This is a genomic window from Epilithonimonas arachidiradicis, assembly GCF_003610695.1.
GTDB lineage: Bacteria > Bacteroidota > Bacteroidia > Flavobacteriales > Weeksellaceae > Epilithonimonas > Epilithonimonas arachidiradicis.
In genome coordinates this window covers 112,119-125,611 of sequence record NZ_RAQH01000004.1, presented here as the reverse complement: position 1 = coordinate 125,611, position 13,493 = coordinate 112,119, and the positions used below count along the sequence as shown (strand labels likewise).

Below are 13,493 nucleotides of genomic sequence, written 5' to 3'. Positions count from 1 at the left end.
AACAATAGTAGTGATTAGTAAACTTTGGCAATAGAATCTGCATTCAAATAGTCAGATTTTTCTGCATCTGCTTTACCATAAGCCTCATCCAGCTTCTCTTCCAAAAATTCGTTTCCTTTTACGATAACATCCACATAGTTCATACTATCGTTTACAAAACTTAGAAAGCTCGGATTATTTAACGATTCTAAATCAGAAATATTATCAAACTCCAAAATTTCTTTTGTATTTTGATTCAAGGCAATATCGTCCTCGTTATAAACAGAAAGAACAATTTTGGTATCCTTGAAATAAGAATCGTCTTTGTAATAAGTTTTTAAATAGATTGGAATCAGAGAAGCCATCCAGCCATTCAGGTGGATCACATCCGGAACCCAGTTCAGTTTTTTTATGGTTTCTATAACACCTCGGGCGAAGAAAACAGCTCTCTCGTTATTATCTTCAAAAGGATTACCTTCATCGTCGAAGTAATATTGTTTTCTTTTAAAATACTCTTCATTGTCTATGAAATAAACCTGCAGACGTTCGCCCGGCAAAGAAGCTACTTTTATGATTAACGGTTGATCCAGATCATTGATAATGATGTTCATCCCAGACAGCCTGATAACCTCGTGCAACTGGAACTTCCTCTCACTGATTTGACCGAATCTAGGCATAAAAACCCTAACATCGTTACCTTCACTATGCATCTTCAGCGCCATTTTGTGTACAAAACTTCCCATATTGGTATCTTCTTGATACGGGAACATCTCCGTGGTAACGTATAAAATCTTTTGATTAGGCATAAAATTTACTTTAAATGAAGTACAAAAACTTCATTTTGCAAAATTACAAAAAATTAATTCAAAACATTTATTTTAATTAACATTAATACTCTTTGTCAAAACTTATTAGAAATCAAACTGTTAATCAGCTACAAATGTTAAAATCATTCTGATTTAATTTTTCAATACTATTTTCATATTCCTAAATTCATAATTATCACATCTTGAAATTAATGACAAAACAGATCATTAATAATTCAATAATTGGATAGAACGGAATTCAAAAAACTATTACCTTTGAAATTATAAAATTGAATCTAATGCAGGTTTTCTACGACAGACAATCGTTTTCAGAATATATCAATGCTCTGAAAGAACAAAATAAAAAAATTGGATTTGCACCTACAATGGGCGCCCTTCATGCTGGTCATATCTCTTTATATAATGCAGCACGAAAAGAAAACGACATTGTGATTTCCTCGATTTTTGTAAATCCTACACAATTTAACAATCCTGAAGATCTCGAAAAATACCCAAGAACCATAGAAGACGATATTCAAAAGCTGGAATCTTCGAACTTAGTTGATGCGGTCTATATTCCAAAAGTAGAAGATATCTATCCCAATGGCATGGAAAGAAAGCATTATGATTTTGGCGGAATCGAAAACGAAATGGAAGGTGCAGCCAGGCCAGGCCACTTTGATGGTGTGGGCACTGTTGTGGAAGAATTATTTCTGCAAGTGAAACCTGATAATGCTTATTTCGGAGAAAAAGATTTCCAGCAACTGAAAATTATTGAAAAATTGGTTGATGTTACGGATCTTGACATAAAAATCCATGGCGTGAAAATTCATAGAGAAGAAAGTGGATTAGCGATGAGTTCCAGAAACATGCGCCTTTCAGAAAAAGAAAAAGAAGCCTCTTCCGTGATTTATAAAACATTGAAAAAAGTAGACGAGTGGTTCCGCGTTATATCAATCCCTGAGATCAAAAAGAGAGTTGATGAAGTCTTCCATAGAGATGATATGGAATTGGAATATTTCCTGATCGCCGATGAGAATACTCTGAAAGAAGTTGATTTCTTTTCAACGGATCACAGCTATCGTGCCTTCATTGTTGTGAATGTTGGCAAAGTGAGACTAATTGACAATATGCATTTGAATTAAAATAAAAAAGAAGCTTCTTTTACAAGAAGCTTCTACACCAAATCACAAAATATTAATATGAAAAAAATTTACTTGCGTAAATTGTGACTCGGCTGGGATTCGAACCCAGGACCCATACATTAAAAGTGTATTGCTCTACCAGCTGAGCTACCGAGTCTTTCTAATTAAAAATTAGTAATTAATAATTAAAAAATATTTCTGCTGTGCCTGCGACTGGACTCGAACCAGCACATCCTTAGGAAACCACCCCCTCAAGATGGCGTGTCTACCAATTTCACCACGCAGGCAAAAAAAAACCGTATCGCTACGGATTTTATTGCTTGTGACCTGGCTGGGATTCGAACCCAGGACCCATACATTAAAAGTGTATTGCTCTACCAGCTGAGCTACCAGGTCGGCCACATTCAAAACTTTATAGATTACTATTCCGTTTTAAAGTGGTGCAAAGATAGGGCTTTTTTTAAAATCTCAAAATTTTTTTAGAACTTTGTTTAAAATAAAATTATGATAATTTCTCTCCTTGGATACATGGGAAGCGGTAAATCTCACGTTTCCAAAAACTTGAGCCAAAAAATAAATTTTAAGCTAATTGACCTTGATCAAAAAATTTCTGATGAACATCAAAAATCCGTGGCTGAAATCTTCCAAACCAAAGGTGAAATCTATTTTCGCAAAGAGGAAAAACGCATTTTAGAAGAGATCCTGAACTCCGAAGAAAATATTATCCTAAGTCTTGGTGGAGGAACTCCTGTGTATTATGATAATATGGAGATCATCAATCAAAATTCTAAAAGTATTTTCCTGAGGGCTTCGGTAAAAACACTTACAGATCGGGTTCTTTTACAAAAACATTCCAGACCATTAATATCAAAATTCGAAGATGAAGAAGTTCCCGAGTTTATTGCTAAGCATCTTTTTGAGAGAAACCCCTACTATTCAAAAGCCCATTATACAGTTGATACGGATTCTAAAACTGCCAATGCAATCTCAGAAGAGATCATCCAATTACTGAAAATCTAACCCTCATCTTCATCGTTGTTTTGTTTGAAGAAAACATCCCAATCGTCATTATCCATATCTTCCGAAGCGTTATCCGAAGAGTAATCGTCCATATCTCTACGGTCTTTCTTGGTAGGTCTTCCTAGCCCTTTTTGTCTGTAATAATCCTGCGAGGATTGTCTCATTCTCAGGATTTCGTATTGTTCTTTATCGGTCATATCCACAACATATATAGAAACCAGCTTTGCGCCTACCCTGCTTTTTGGGATATCAATCACCTTGATTTTATAATCAATTTGGTTTTTCCTTATCTTAATAATATCTCCGGTTTTAACCTCTTTTGAAGATTTGACAACATTTTCGCCAATGCTTATTCTATTTTTCTTAATCTCTTCTGCAGCAATGTTTCTTGTTTTATAAAATCTCACACTCCACAAAAATTTATCTATTCTCATAATTTTTTATACTTTTGTCACGTTAAAAATTAATGCAATTTAACGATTATAAAAAAATGAAGAAAATACTTTTAGGAATTGCTCTTTCTGTGGTTGTTTTACAAGGATGTAAGAAAGATCGTGATGAGGAAGAAGTTGTAGTTGTTCCTATAGCAGATCAAAATGCTTATGACGATGCTGCTGCAATCAAATTTATGGAATCCAATTACTTCAATGATAAAGGTGTTATTACAGCATTTGATGATACTACAGATACGGATAACAACTACCCCAAACTATCCTCTTATCCTCACGAGACTTTACCGTCTGGTGTGATTTACATCGTAAGAACAGGTGCACAGCCTGATCCTGGAAAAGCCGTTGCAGATAATGATATCATTACTCTTTTTCATTCAACTAACACTTATATTGCGACAAATACGGATGGTAATATCAATTTTAGCAATCAGGCAACTTTTGCGAATAGCACTTCTACAGGAAATCCAATTGTTGACCCGGCCTATTACTATGTAAAAAAATCTGTTCTTGAAAAATATAACAAAGATAATAATACCACTGTTGGAAAAGAGTTTTTCGAAATAGAAGGGTTAAAGGAAGGGTTAAAATATTTTAAATCTTTTGATCAGGATAATTCTGCAGATTACAATTTGCAAGGTGTAATCATTGTTCCATCCAGAGCAGCTTATGCGAGAGATAGTTCGATCTACGGAACTGTTTATAATGACAGAAGTTTTGTTTTTAATTTCCAGCTTTATAAAACACAAACTAGATTACCGAAAGACGACTAGATAAATTAAAAACCGCAAATTGATATTTGCGGTTTTTTTATGAATACTTTTTATAGATTAAATCTTCGCTAAAAAATCCTCAAACTGTGTTTCTTTGATAGAAATATTTCCATCTTCAAGAATTTTGTCCAGAATGATCTGTTCTATTTGATTGATTGATTTTTCGTCGAATGGTTTTGAAACCCGGACATAGTTCTCTGTGAAGCCATACATCATTCCGTTCTTATCCTCATGTTCCCAAAGAACTGGTAGTTTTTTTCCTAATTGACTTCTGTAGAATTCCATTTTCTTTTTCTCGGAAAGGATTCTCAGCATTTTGTTTCTTTTTTTCCTTTCTGGGATTGGAACTGCGCCTTGCATATCGGCAGCTTCCGTATTCTCTCTTTCGGAATACGTGAAAACATGAAGATAACTAATGGGCAAATCATTCAGGAAATTATAAGTTTCCATAAACAACTCTTCCGTTTCGCCAGGAAATCCGACAATCACATCTACACCAATTGCCGCATCCGGCATTACTTCACGGATTTTATTAACTCTCTCATTATATAGCTTCGTCAAATAACGGCGTTTCATTTTCTTCAACAATTCATCACTACCAGATTGCAGCGGAATATGAAAATGAGGAACAAAACTTCTGCTTTTCGATACAAGCTCGATGCTTTCATCTTTCAAAAGATTGGGTTCGATGGAAGAAATCCTAATTCTTTCGATACCATCAACTTTATCTAGTTCAGAAATTAAATCGAGAAAGGTATGTTCGTGTTTCTTATTTCCGAATTCTCCTTTTCCATAATCTCCGATATTGACACCCGTCAAAACAATTTCTTTAATATCTCTTGCAGCAATTTCTTTTGCATTGGCAACCACATTATCGATGGTATCGGAACGGGAAATTCCTCTTGCTAACGGAATTGTACAATAGGTACACTTGTAATCACAACCATCCTGGACTTTCAAAAATGCTCTGGTTCTGTCGCCAATAGAATATGATCCGACAAAAAAATCAGCTTCATCTATTTCACAGGAATGGATCTGAGCATAACTTTCAGATTTTTCCAAATCATCCAGATAACTCAGAATATTGAATTTCTCTTTAGCGCCTAGAACCAAATCTACACCCTCAATCCCCGAAATTTCTTCGGGCTTCAATTGCGCGTAACAACCGATAATCGCTATCAAACCTTCCGGATTAGCTTTTACAGCGCGCTTGACGTGAAGTTTACATTCTTTATCAGCATTTTCTGTCACAGAACAAGTGTTGATAATATAAACTTTGGCAGGTTCATCAAAATTAACTTTTTGATAACCTGCATCCGTCAATTGCCTTGCAATAGTAGAGGTTTCTGCAAAGTTCAGTTTGCAGCCAAGTGTATGAAAAGCAACGGTTTTGGATTGTGAAATAACATTTGACATAAGTTTGCAAAGTTATTAATAAAATCCAAATCATTCCAAACGAAGCATTTTGCTGGAAACAATTCTTTTTACATAAAAAATCCGGCTTGCGCCGGATTATGTTTATTTTGATTTTTTCTGTTTTGGGACTTTTAGTCCCGCTTCTTTTGCTTCGGAAATTCCGATTGCAATGGCTTGCTTTCTGCTTGTGACTTTATCACCCGAGCCGGACTTCAGCTTTCCTTCTTTGAATTCCTTCATCACTTTCCCAACTTTGTCCTGAGCTTTGTCCGAATATTTTTTCGTTGTTGCCATTTTTTAATCTTTTGATTTTGGAACGCTTACCGCCAGCTCATAAACTTTGGTATGCATTAGATATTTTGATCTTTCACGGGATGTTACTTGCTGTACCTCCCCTTTAAAAAGAATAATCACTGCGTCTTCCTCTAATAAAGGATCTGAATCTGAAAAATATTTCTCATCAGGACTTTTTTCAGTGATTTCATTTTTTCTTTCTTTCAACTTTTCAGCTATATCCTGAAAACCTTCATCCGCAGAATGCAGAATTTTGTAATCTGGACCTGCAAATGCCTTATAATATTTATTATCATCAATTAGATGCTGAGAAGAATCTTCGACCGGATTATCATTTCCATCCAAAAAACCAACCTCAACCAACCTGCCATTGCGTTCTTCAGCAAATTTTCTTGCTTCTCCTATGGATCTAAATCCTGTATAGACAATATTATCATCGTATTCATATTTAGTAAGTCTTTCTACTATATTCTCGTTATCCATAATTTATTTTTTTTTATTTCAAATACAATTTGTCTGCCATCAAGATTTAATTACTGAGATCAATGATGCCTTACACCTTTCTGATGATAATTCACATTCTTTGGAAGCGAATGATTATCTCTCACACTATTATGATTATGTGGCATATCAATATGATGATTGACTTGAGAAGGAATCTCTGGTGTTTCGAAATGTAGTTGCTTTCCGTTTTTGAAAATCTCACCCTGAGAATTTCTGTACATTTCGTTTTCTTTATAAGAATTGCCATCCGGAGCTGTAAAAATTTTCCGCTTATCCTTTTTGTTTCTAATGATTTGACCTGCCAAGATTAAACTGCCTCCTGCTAAAAATCCTAAAGCTACTTTTACACTGTTTTTCATATCTTTTCATTTTATGATAATTGGAAAAACAAAATTTTTGCCAAAAGGTTTTTATTCAAATTTTAAGAAAAATCCTAAATCTGATTTGACTTTATTCGAATAAAGGAATCAAAATGACAAATTGTCATTATTATGAAAAAATATCTTGAAATTAATTTATCAAATTGATTATCAATCAATAAAAATTAAGACATCTTGTAATTAATTGCAATTAATTAGTCCTTTTAATTGCTAATTAATACTGAAGTTTATTAAGAAATTTTTAAAAATGGTTAAACTTCGTTAAAACTGTAACACTAATTTTTTAGTTCATACTAATTTAGCATTAAATTTGTGTCAATAGAAATCAAAAAAAGAAAAGAATATTAAAATGAAGAATACATTAAAAAAGCTAATGCCATTTGCATTGACCGGAGTTATCTCTGGTGCAACGGTTTTCGGAGCGAGTCACTATTTCGGCTCAGAAAACAACGGAGAAGATTTCTCTTACTTTACCAAAGCATCTAAAAATTCGGCGTTTGTCGGGATGGGTTCTGCCGTGGGCGACGATTTCGTCAAAGCATCTAAAACTACTGTTCCTGCCGTAGTTACGATTAAGAATTATCAGGACAGATCCTCTCAGAGAATGCCGGATCAGGATATGTTTGATTTCTTCTTCGGGAATCCGTTTGGCGGAAATCAGCAAAGACAACAGCAGGCTCCTAAAAATATGCCTTCGGGATTAGGTTCTGGAGTGATTATTTCGCCGGACGGTTACATCATTTCCAACAATCACGTGGTAGCAGGCGCCAACAAGTTGGAAGTTGTTCTTAGCAATAAAAAATCATATATCGCAACTTTAGTCGGAACCGACCCTAACACGGATATTTCATTATTGAAAATCGAGGAAAAAGGGTTGCCGTACCTCAACTTTGCCAATTCGGATATGGTAGAAGTCGGACAATGGGTTTTGGCGGTTGGTAACCCACTGGGGCTTAACTCTACAGTAACTGCGGGAATCATTTCTGCAAAAGGCAGAAGTATCGATATCCTAAGTCAGCAATCCAGAACACCTATTGAAAGCTTCATCCAAACCGATGCTGCGATCAACCCTGGGAACAGTGGTGGTGCATTGGTAAACGTGAACGGTGATTTGATTGGTATTAATACCGCTATCCAGTCTAAAACAGGCTACTATGAAGGTTATGGTTTTGCAGTACCTTCCAATTTGGCAAGAAAAATTGTTGAGGATATCAAAAAGTTTGGATTAGTACAAAGAGGTTTCCTTGGAATCGGAAGTCTGGATTTGTCTAACGATATGCAGGTTGCTGCTTACAATCAGAAAAATAAGGCTAATCTTAAAGTGGGTGATGGTGTCTATGTGACAGAAACTACTGCAAAAAGTGGCGCAGAAGATGCAGGCATCAGAGCTGGCGACATCGTAACAAAAATTGATGACACCAACATCAGCAGTTTTTCTGACCTTTCATTCGCCATCGGTAGTAGAAGACCGGGTGACAAAGTTACAGTAACTTACCTCAGAAATGGAAAACCAAATACGGTATCAGTAACGCTGAAAGACCAGAAAGGTGGTACTACTGCGAGAAGCAAAGATGACTTAACTGTCACTGAAAAAATTGGTTCCGAGTTTGAGCCACTGAGTGATCGCGTTAAAACGGACTATGGTTTGGAAAGCGGCGTGCTTGCGAAAAATGTTACCGAAGGCGGCGAGATGGACAAAATTGGTGTGGTGGATAACTTCATCGTGATGGAAATCAACGGAAAACCTGTGAACTCCCAGAAAGATGTCGAGAAAATCCTAAACGGTTACAAAGGTAATGTTCAGGTAAAATATGTAGACAGCTACGGAAGAATTACGACGAGAGGATTTAAAATGCCTTAAGAATCCTGTCCAATCCATTATAAAACCCAGCCGATTTTGGTTGGGTTTTTTATTATATAATTTCTCTGTACTTTTTTATAACTTTGACTCATATCAAGTGGAATGAAAAAAATCAGATGCATAGTGATAGAAGACGAAGAAGTCGACAGGCTAATGCTTCAACATCTCATCAAGCAACAGAATATCCTGGAGCTAGTAGCGGCTGTAGATTCTGCAGAATGTGCCATACCTTTTCTGGACAATTCCATTGATTTACTGATTCTTGATATTGATCTGCCGGAAAAATCTGGCATAGAGATCAGGAAAAACTACCCCAAGATACCAGCTTGCGTCTTTGTCAGCTCACATCCCGAATATGCGGTCGATACTTTTGAACTCGACACTTTGGATTTCATTTCAAAACCGTTGAAAAAAGAACGTTTTGAATACACCATCCATAAGCTGATTGATTTTTTCAGTATGAAGGAAAAGTCTGAATATTTTGACATTCTCACCGGATCTCATTTTCTGAAAATCAAGGAAGGCCATAACATTGTACAGATAAAAATCTCTGATATCATTTACTTGGAAGCACTGAAAGATTACACCAGGCTGATTACCGCTCAAAAAAAACATTGTGTGTTATCATCAATCGGCCAAATTCTGAAGGACGATCATTTTTCAAATTTTGTAAGAATCCATAAAAGCTACGCCGTTCCGAAACATTTGATTACCAGAAAAAACAGTTACGAAGTGGTCATCAACAGTAATATTAATTTACCAATTGGCCGAGCTTACAAAGACAACTTAAGCTTTTTTGATTCTTAAAATAATTTGAGTTTCACCAATTATCTGATTACTTTTAACCTCGATATTACAATTGATGGATTTGCAAAGATCCCGGATCACGTGTAGTCCCAAACCCTTTTTGATGCCAATACTTGTATGTTCCTCGTACAGCGCCTTGAATTTATCAATATGAGCGCCACCGCCGTTATCCATGATTTCGATCAAACTTTCACGATCTGTTTCCCACGCTTTACAAATAATCTCCCCATCTATTTTCCCCTGTAATACTTTTAAACTGTTATTGATGATATTACGAATAATGGTTTTCATATATTCTTTATCCGTGAAAACCACCATATTTTTTGAATAATTAAAGGAAATCTGAATATCATTAACCCAAACAAATTCTCTCTTAACATCAGAAAATAGGTCTTCTACTTTATAATTTTTGAATGACGGAACAAAATTTTCCATCTGTCCTTTGCTCCAAAGCAGGAGATCTTCCATCTGCTCCAGAAGCTGTTCTGTTGCTGCTGTCGTTTGTAATTCGAGACGCTCTTTAGTTTCTTTATCCATCATTTCCGGTGCCTCTTTTTGAAGATGGAGGAAATTGATCAATGAAATAACAGGACTACGAAGATCATGATTCAATATCCCGAAAAATTGCATTTTGGTTTTGTTGGCTTTATCTAATTCTGAATTAAGTATCATTAATTTTTGATTGATTCTTTTTCTATTTCGACTCTGATTATAGATCAAACCACCAATAATAGCTATGGCAAACAAACCGGAAATAAGATAAATCCGCTGTTTTTTGGAATTTTTAATAGTTAGCTCGTGGATTGTATTTTCATTAATTAACGATTTGATTTCCTGTTGTTTACTTTTATTCTGAAATTTCGCTTCTGCATTTGCAAGACTCTGTTTTCCTGATTCTACCGAAAGCGAATCATTGGTCTGGCTGTAAGCTTTATAATATTGATAAGCCTTGTCCCATTGTTTTTGGGCAGCATAACTTTCGGACAGTTTTTTATTGATTTCTGCAAAAAAACGTTTGTCGTAGATATAAGCAAAATTTAGAGCTTTTTTAAGGATCTTAATGGCTTCAGAATATTTCCTTTGACCAACCAATACTTTCCCTTTTATAGTATTAGCCTCCATCAGGATTTCTTCATCGTTTGATTTTTCTGCAAAAAGTAAAGCTTTATCAGCATAATCATCTGCCAGTTCTAGTCTGTTTTTTCCCAGATAAAACTCGGACATATTTCGGTTGGCATAACTGACGTTCAGAAAGAGCATTTGGTTATTTCTTCCAATTTCGTAAAGCTCCAGATAATATTTTTTAGCCAAATCAATATTTCCCAAATTGGTATAAGCCTCTATATAGGTATTGTACAAAAAAGCGATTCCGTCTGACCTTTTAAGATATGGAACAGCATAGTGGGTATATTCTACTGCTTTTTCAAATTGTTTCATATCGTTATAAGCATCGGCAATCTGGAGATATGATATGCCAATATTATTTCTGGTTTCCCTTTTACTCTTATCCAACAACAAATAATCGATAGCTTTTAGCTTATAATTAATAAAATTTTCAAACTCAGACCTATCCAAATAATATTCGCCAATGCTTCCTAATAATGTCGCTTTAAGATTTTTGATTTTAACGGTATCAACAATTTTTTTGACATAATTGATCAGTTCTTCTCCTTTCTTATATTCTTTTATAGAATAATACATATAATTGAGCCTCATAAGCGCCAACACCTCTTGCTCTTGATATTTACCTTTAGCAAGTTGTAATGATTTTTCAAAATAAACGGTTGCTTTTTCGTATTGATTGTTGGTGTATTCGTAGCCATAACCTTTGTAGAAATAGAATTTTGACAGATATTTGTTATTATTCTTTGCAAGTGTAATTCCGATATCAGATTCTTTGATTAATAGAGGAAAGTTTTCAGATTCAGATAAGCTATCACAATATAAGTCCCATGCTTTAATTTTTTCTTCCGTCGTTTTATACTGCAAAAGATCTGGTTGCTTCTGTGAGAATAGAAACAAAATTGAATTAAGCATCAGGAAAACGCCTACTTTCCTCATTAATAGGATTTTATAAAACCTCATTAAAGCTACAATAATTTAAATACAAAATTTTATAATTAGGAAATTCTTCATATATTTATGATAAAATATTTTAATATGAAAAAAATAATTAGTACTATTTTTGTGATGAGCATTTCTCATAATGCTTTTGCAAACAATATTAATCAAGATTTTTATAGTATAAAATTTGAAAAAAATCTTAGCTATACTTGTATTTATGAATATTATGAAGAAGTTTATCTTGCCAGTGGAGATGTATCATACATTTATATAAGTTCTGAAATAGTTGAATGTGAAGAGGTGGATGCCGGAAAAGTTTTCGAATTTATCATTGAGCAGAATGGCGCTTCTAAGAAGCCTAAGCCAAAATCTGGTCCAGGAGGAAGACAGGGAGGTCATATGACATTATAGTGATTTATAAAATTAGGTAATAATATATTTCTTTACACAAGGCAGGTTATTTCTTAAATACCTGCTTTATTATTTTATTAAACTCAGTTGCAAATGAACATACTTCGCTTCAATTAAAGTAACATCTTCAATATGAACAATTTTTTCAACCTCTATTTTCAGATCAGGATGATTATCTTTTATATCCTGAACATCAAAATACTCAATGTCATTGATTTTAACATTTTTCACTTGTCTTTTATTTAAAATTTTTCTTTGCATTTGGTATTTAAGATATTTATTATGTAAACTTAAAATATTGGTAGGATTTCAAGAAATTTAACTGAGCTTCTTTAGCATTCCCGAAACTTCTGTCAATTTCACCTAAAACGCCATAGCAGAATCCTGACGCTTCCAGTAAATTCGACTTGTTTGCAATCTTCAGCGCCTTATTGATGTTTTCATAAGATTTTTCTTTATTCGACTCATCCAGATATAAAAACGCCAGACTTCGGTATGCCGAACAGACAATCCAAAGATTATTGCTTTGGGTTCCAACATCAATAGATTTCAAATAATTCCGGACAGCCTGTGCGTGTTCCCCTTTCTGATGATAGAGCCTCGCAAACATATAATAGTTATCGGCCAACGCAGATTGATCTTTATTGTCTTTATTGATTTTGAAGGATTCCTGATTATATTTATAAGCAGATTTGATATTATTTTTTTCGGTATAATAACTTACAAGTCCCAAAAGTGCTCTACCTTTTTTTGGATTCCACTCGTTTTTTCTAATGAGGCCAAAATTCTTTTTAGTATAAAAGAGGCAACTGTCGGGGTTATAAATCCTGTAAATATTCACAAGCTCCTGCTGCAGCTGAAATTGTTTTTCATCATTGGCATTTTTTTTCAATGCCTGCTTATAAAATGCAAGTTTTGAAAATGCCTGAGAATACAGGATAAGTGGTAAGAATGAAACAAAAAAAAGGATTTTTTTAATCATAACACTTTAGTTTCTACTAATTTAATTATAAAATGTCATTGGTCTATTAAAATTGTCGTTTATCTATTTCACGTTTTCATCAGGCATCGTAATTCTAACTTTGGAATAGAAAAATTCACCTTATGAAAAATCAGTTACTCATTCGGCTTTTGATTCTATCGATTTTTCCGACAGGATTATTTAAAGCACAAAAAACCATCGCATCGACAGGAATGACGGCCACCGGAAGCGGCGGCAGTTCATCCTACACCGTCGGAGAGATTGATTACCTGCAAAAAGGCAATAATACTCAGGTAATGGAGGGCATACAGCACGCCTATGAAATCATCACACTGGCTGTAGAAGATATAGACCACAAAGAGAGAAACATCCTTTTGTATCCCAATCCTGTTAAAGATTTTTTGTTCATCGATTTCAATGACAGAAATTATCAAGGTTCCAATTACGCCCTATTTGACGTTCAGGGAAAAATTGTAAAAAAAGGGAACATCTCTCAACAGAAGAGTGAACTGGACTTCTCGCTCCTGCCTGCTTCTGTCTACATCATTCAGATTTTCCAGAATAACCAAAACATCAAAACATTTAAAATCATCAAAAAATAA

The 13,493-nt window shown here is 34.6% G+C and carries 16 protein-coding genes and 3 tRNA genes; 7 read left to right on the top strand and 12 right to left on the bottom strand.

What is annotated here, in order from left to right; all coding sequences use genetic code 11:
• Positions 1-14: 14 nt before the first annotated feature.
• Positions 15-785, bottom strand: a complete 771-nt coding sequence (locus tag BXY58_RS08260) for a glycogen/starch synthase (RefSeq protein ID WP_120213390.1) — start codon at positions 783-785, stop codon at positions 15-17.
• Between the two features lie 299 nt (positions 786-1,084).
• On the opposite strand from BXY58_RS08260, the gene panC reads away from it, so the two are divergent.
• Complete coding sequence (panC, locus tag BXY58_RS08255; protein ID WP_120213389.1) at positions 1,085-1,930, top strand: pantoate--beta-alanine ligase; 846 nt, start codon at positions 1,085-1,087, stop codon at positions 1,928-1,930.
• Positions 1,931-2,014: 84 nt separating this feature from the next.
• On the opposite strand, the gene BXY58_RS08250 is transcribed toward panC, so the two are convergent.
• The 3 genes from BXY58_RS08250 to BXY58_RS08240 all read right to left on the bottom strand — a co-directional run bounded on the left by BXY58_RS08250 (position 2,015) and on the right by BXY58_RS08240 (position 2,326).
• Positions 2,015-2,087 (bottom strand) — tRNA-Lys (locus tag BXY58_RS08250).
• Between the two features lie 47 nt (positions 2,088-2,134).
• A tRNA-Leu gene (locus BXY58_RS08245) sits at positions 2,135-2,217 on the bottom strand.
• 36 nt (positions 2,218-2,253) lie between these two features.
• A tRNA-Lys gene (locus BXY58_RS08240) sits at positions 2,254-2,326 on the bottom strand.
• 108 nt (positions 2,327-2,434) lie between these two features.
• Between BXY58_RS08240 and BXY58_RS08235 the strand changes: the two genes are divergently transcribed.
• Positions 2,435-2,950, top strand: coding sequence for a shikimate kinase (locus BXY58_RS08235; RefSeq protein ID WP_120213388.1), 516 nt, complete (start codon positions 2,435-2,437; stop codon positions 2,948-2,950).
• On the opposite strand, the gene BXY58_RS08230 is transcribed toward BXY58_RS08235, so the two are convergent.
• Positions 2,947-3,384, bottom strand: a complete 438-nt coding sequence (locus BXY58_RS08230; protein ID WP_120213387.1) for an RNA-binding S4 domain-containing protein — start codon at positions 3,382-3,384, stop codon at positions 2,947-2,949. The genes BXY58_RS08235 and BXY58_RS08230 overlap by 4 nt on opposite strands.
• Before the next feature lie 56 nt (positions 3,385-3,440).
• On the opposite strand from BXY58_RS08230, the gene BXY58_RS08225 reads away from it, so the two are divergent.
• The gene (locus tag BXY58_RS08225; protein WP_120213607.1) at positions 3,441-4,172 is read left to right on the top strand and encodes a hypothetical protein; all 732 of its coding nucleotides are present in this window, start codon (positions 3,441-3,443) and stop codon (positions 4,170-4,172) included.
• 57 nt (positions 4,173-4,229) lie between these two features.
• Here BXY58_RS08225 and mtaB read toward each other — a convergent pair whose 3' ends face one another.
• The 4 genes from mtaB to BXY58_RS08205 all read right to left on the bottom strand — a co-directional run bounded on the left by mtaB (position 4,230) and on the right by BXY58_RS08205 (position 6,745).
• The gene (gene mtaB, locus BXY58_RS08220; RefSeq protein WP_120213386.1) at positions 4,230-5,588 is read right to left on the bottom strand and encodes a tRNA (N(6)-L-threonylcarbamoyladenosine(37)-C(2))-methylthiotransferase MtaB; all 1,359 of its coding nucleotides are present in this window, start codon (positions 5,586-5,588) and stop codon (positions 4,230-4,232) included.
• Between the two features lie 102 nt (positions 5,589-5,690).
• Positions 5,691-5,882 carry a DUF6496 domain-containing protein gene (locus BXY58_RS08215; RefSeq protein ID WP_120213385.1) on the bottom strand — a complete coding sequence of 64 codons (192 nt, stop codon included), beginning with the start codon at positions 5,880-5,882 and terminating at the stop codon, positions 5,691-5,693.
• Positions 5,883-5,885: 3 nt separating this feature from the next.
• Complete coding sequence (locus tag BXY58_RS08210) at positions 5,886-6,365, bottom strand: hypothetical protein (protein ID WP_120213384.1); 480 nt, start codon at positions 6,363-6,365, stop codon at positions 5,886-5,888.
• 59 nt (positions 6,366-6,424) lie between these two features.
• Entirely contained in the window at positions 6,425-6,745 is a 321-nt protein-coding gene (locus BXY58_RS08205) for a hypothetical protein (RefSeq protein WP_120213383.1), read from the bottom strand.
• A 370-nt stretch (positions 6,746-7,115) separates the two neighbouring features.
• Here BXY58_RS08205 and BXY58_RS08200 point away from each other — a divergent pair, with 370 nt between their 5' ends.
• Entirely contained in the window at positions 7,116-8,627 is a 1,512-nt protein-coding gene (locus tag BXY58_RS08200; protein ID WP_120213382.1) for a Do family serine endopeptidase, read from the top strand.
• Between the two features lie 102 nt (positions 8,628-8,729).
• Positions 8,730-9,434, top strand: a complete 705-nt coding sequence (locus BXY58_RS08195) for a LytR/AlgR family response regulator transcription factor (RefSeq protein WP_120213381.1) — start codon at positions 8,730-8,732, stop codon at positions 9,432-9,434.
• Here BXY58_RS08195 and BXY58_RS08190 read toward each other — a convergent pair.
• Positions 9,414-11,495, bottom strand: coding sequence for a tetratricopeptide repeat-containing sensor histidine kinase (locus BXY58_RS08190; protein ID WP_170144210.1), 2,082 nt, complete (start codon positions 11,493-11,495; stop codon positions 9,414-9,416). The genes BXY58_RS08195 and BXY58_RS08190 overlap by 21 nt on opposite strands.
• Positions 11,496-11,594: 99 nt before the next feature.
• Here BXY58_RS08190 and BXY58_RS08185 point away from each other — a divergent pair, with 99 nt between their 5' ends.
• Complete coding sequence (locus BXY58_RS08185; protein WP_147366826.1) at positions 11,595-11,909, top strand: hypothetical protein; 315 nt, start codon at positions 11,595-11,597, stop codon at positions 11,907-11,909.
• A 69-nt stretch (positions 11,910-11,978) separates the two neighbouring features.
• Here BXY58_RS08185 and BXY58_RS08180 read toward each other — a convergent pair whose 3' ends face one another.
• Together BXY58_RS08180 and BXY58_RS08175 are read right to left on the bottom strand one after the other, a co-directional pair.
• Positions 11,979-12,170 carry a hypothetical protein gene (locus BXY58_RS08180; RefSeq protein ID WP_120213378.1) on the bottom strand — a complete coding sequence of 64 codons (192 nt, stop codon included), beginning with the start codon at positions 12,168-12,170 and terminating at the stop codon, positions 11,979-11,981.
• 19 nt (positions 12,171-12,189) lie between these two features.
• Positions 12,190-12,891: a tetratricopeptide repeat protein gene (locus BXY58_RS08175; protein WP_120213377.1), complete on the bottom strand. Its 702-nt coding sequence runs from the start codon at positions 12,889-12,891 to the stop codon at positions 12,190-12,192.
• 122 nt (positions 12,892-13,013) lie between these two features.
• Here BXY58_RS08175 and BXY58_RS08170 point away from each other — a divergent pair, with 122 nt between their 5' ends.
• On the top strand, positions 13,014-13,493 hold the full coding sequence (locus BXY58_RS08170; RefSeq protein WP_120213376.1) for a T9SS type A sorting domain-containing protein: 480 nt from the start codon (positions 13,014-13,016) through the stop codon (positions 13,491-13,493).

Excerpts from the sequence above, each read along its gene's own strand:
- BXY58_RS08260 (WP_120213390.1), bottom strand. The coding sequence starts at position 785 with ATGCCTAATCAAAAGATTTTATACGTTACCACGGAGATGTTCCCGTAT.
- panC (WP_120213389.1), top strand. The coding sequence starts at position 1,085 with ATGCAGGTTTTCTACGACAGACAATCGTTTTCAGAATATATCAATGCT.
- BXY58_RS08235 (WP_120213388.1), top strand. The coding sequence starts at position 2,435 with ATGATAATTTCTCTCCTTGGATACATGGGAAGCGGTAAATCTCACGTT.
- BXY58_RS08230 (WP_120213387.1), bottom strand. The coding sequence starts at position 3,384 with ATGAGAATAGATAAATTTTTGTGGAGTGTGAGATTTTATAAAACAAGA.
- BXY58_RS08225 (WP_120213607.1), top strand. The coding sequence starts at position 3,441 with ATGAAGAAAATACTTTTAGGAATTGCTCTTTCTGTGGTTGTTTTACAA.
- mtaB (WP_120213386.1), bottom strand. The coding sequence starts at position 5,588 with ATGTCAAATGTTATTTCACAATCCAAAACCGTTGCTTTTCATACACTT.
- BXY58_RS08215 (WP_120213385.1), bottom strand. The coding sequence starts at position 5,882 with ATGGCAACAACGAAAAAATATTCGGACAAAGCTCAGGACAAAGTTGGG.
- BXY58_RS08210 (WP_120213384.1), bottom strand. The coding sequence starts at position 6,365 with ATGGATAACGAGAATATAGTAGAAAGACTTACTAAATATGAATACGAT.
- BXY58_RS08205 (WP_120213383.1), bottom strand. The coding sequence starts at position 6,745 with ATGAAAAACAGTGTAAAAGTAGCTTTAGGATTTTTAGCAGGAGGCAGT.
- BXY58_RS08200 (WP_120213382.1), top strand. The coding sequence starts at position 7,116 with ATGAAGAATACATTAAAAAAGCTAATGCCATTTGCATTGACCGGAGTT.
- BXY58_RS08195 (WP_120213381.1), top strand. The coding sequence starts at position 8,730 with ATGAAAAAAATCAGATGCATAGTGATAGAAGACGAAGAAGTCGACAGG.
- BXY58_RS08190 (WP_170144210.1), bottom strand. The coding sequence starts at position 11,495 with ATGAGGAAAGTAGGCGTTTTCCTGATGCTTAATTCAATTTTGTTTCTA.
- BXY58_RS08185 (WP_147366826.1), top strand. The coding sequence starts at position 11,595 with ATGAAAAAAATAATTAGTACTATTTTTGTGATGAGCATTTCTCATAAT.
- BXY58_RS08180 (WP_120213378.1), bottom strand. The coding sequence starts at position 12,170 with ATGCAAAGAAAAATTTTAAATAAAAGACAAGTGAAAAATGTTAAAATC.
- BXY58_RS08175 (WP_120213377.1), bottom strand. The coding sequence starts at position 12,891 with ATGATTAAAAAAATCCTTTTTTTTGTTTCATTCTTACCACTTATCCTG.
- BXY58_RS08170 (WP_120213376.1), top strand. The coding sequence starts at position 13,014 with ATGAAAAATCAGTTACTCATTCGGCTTTTGATTCTATCGATTTTTCCG.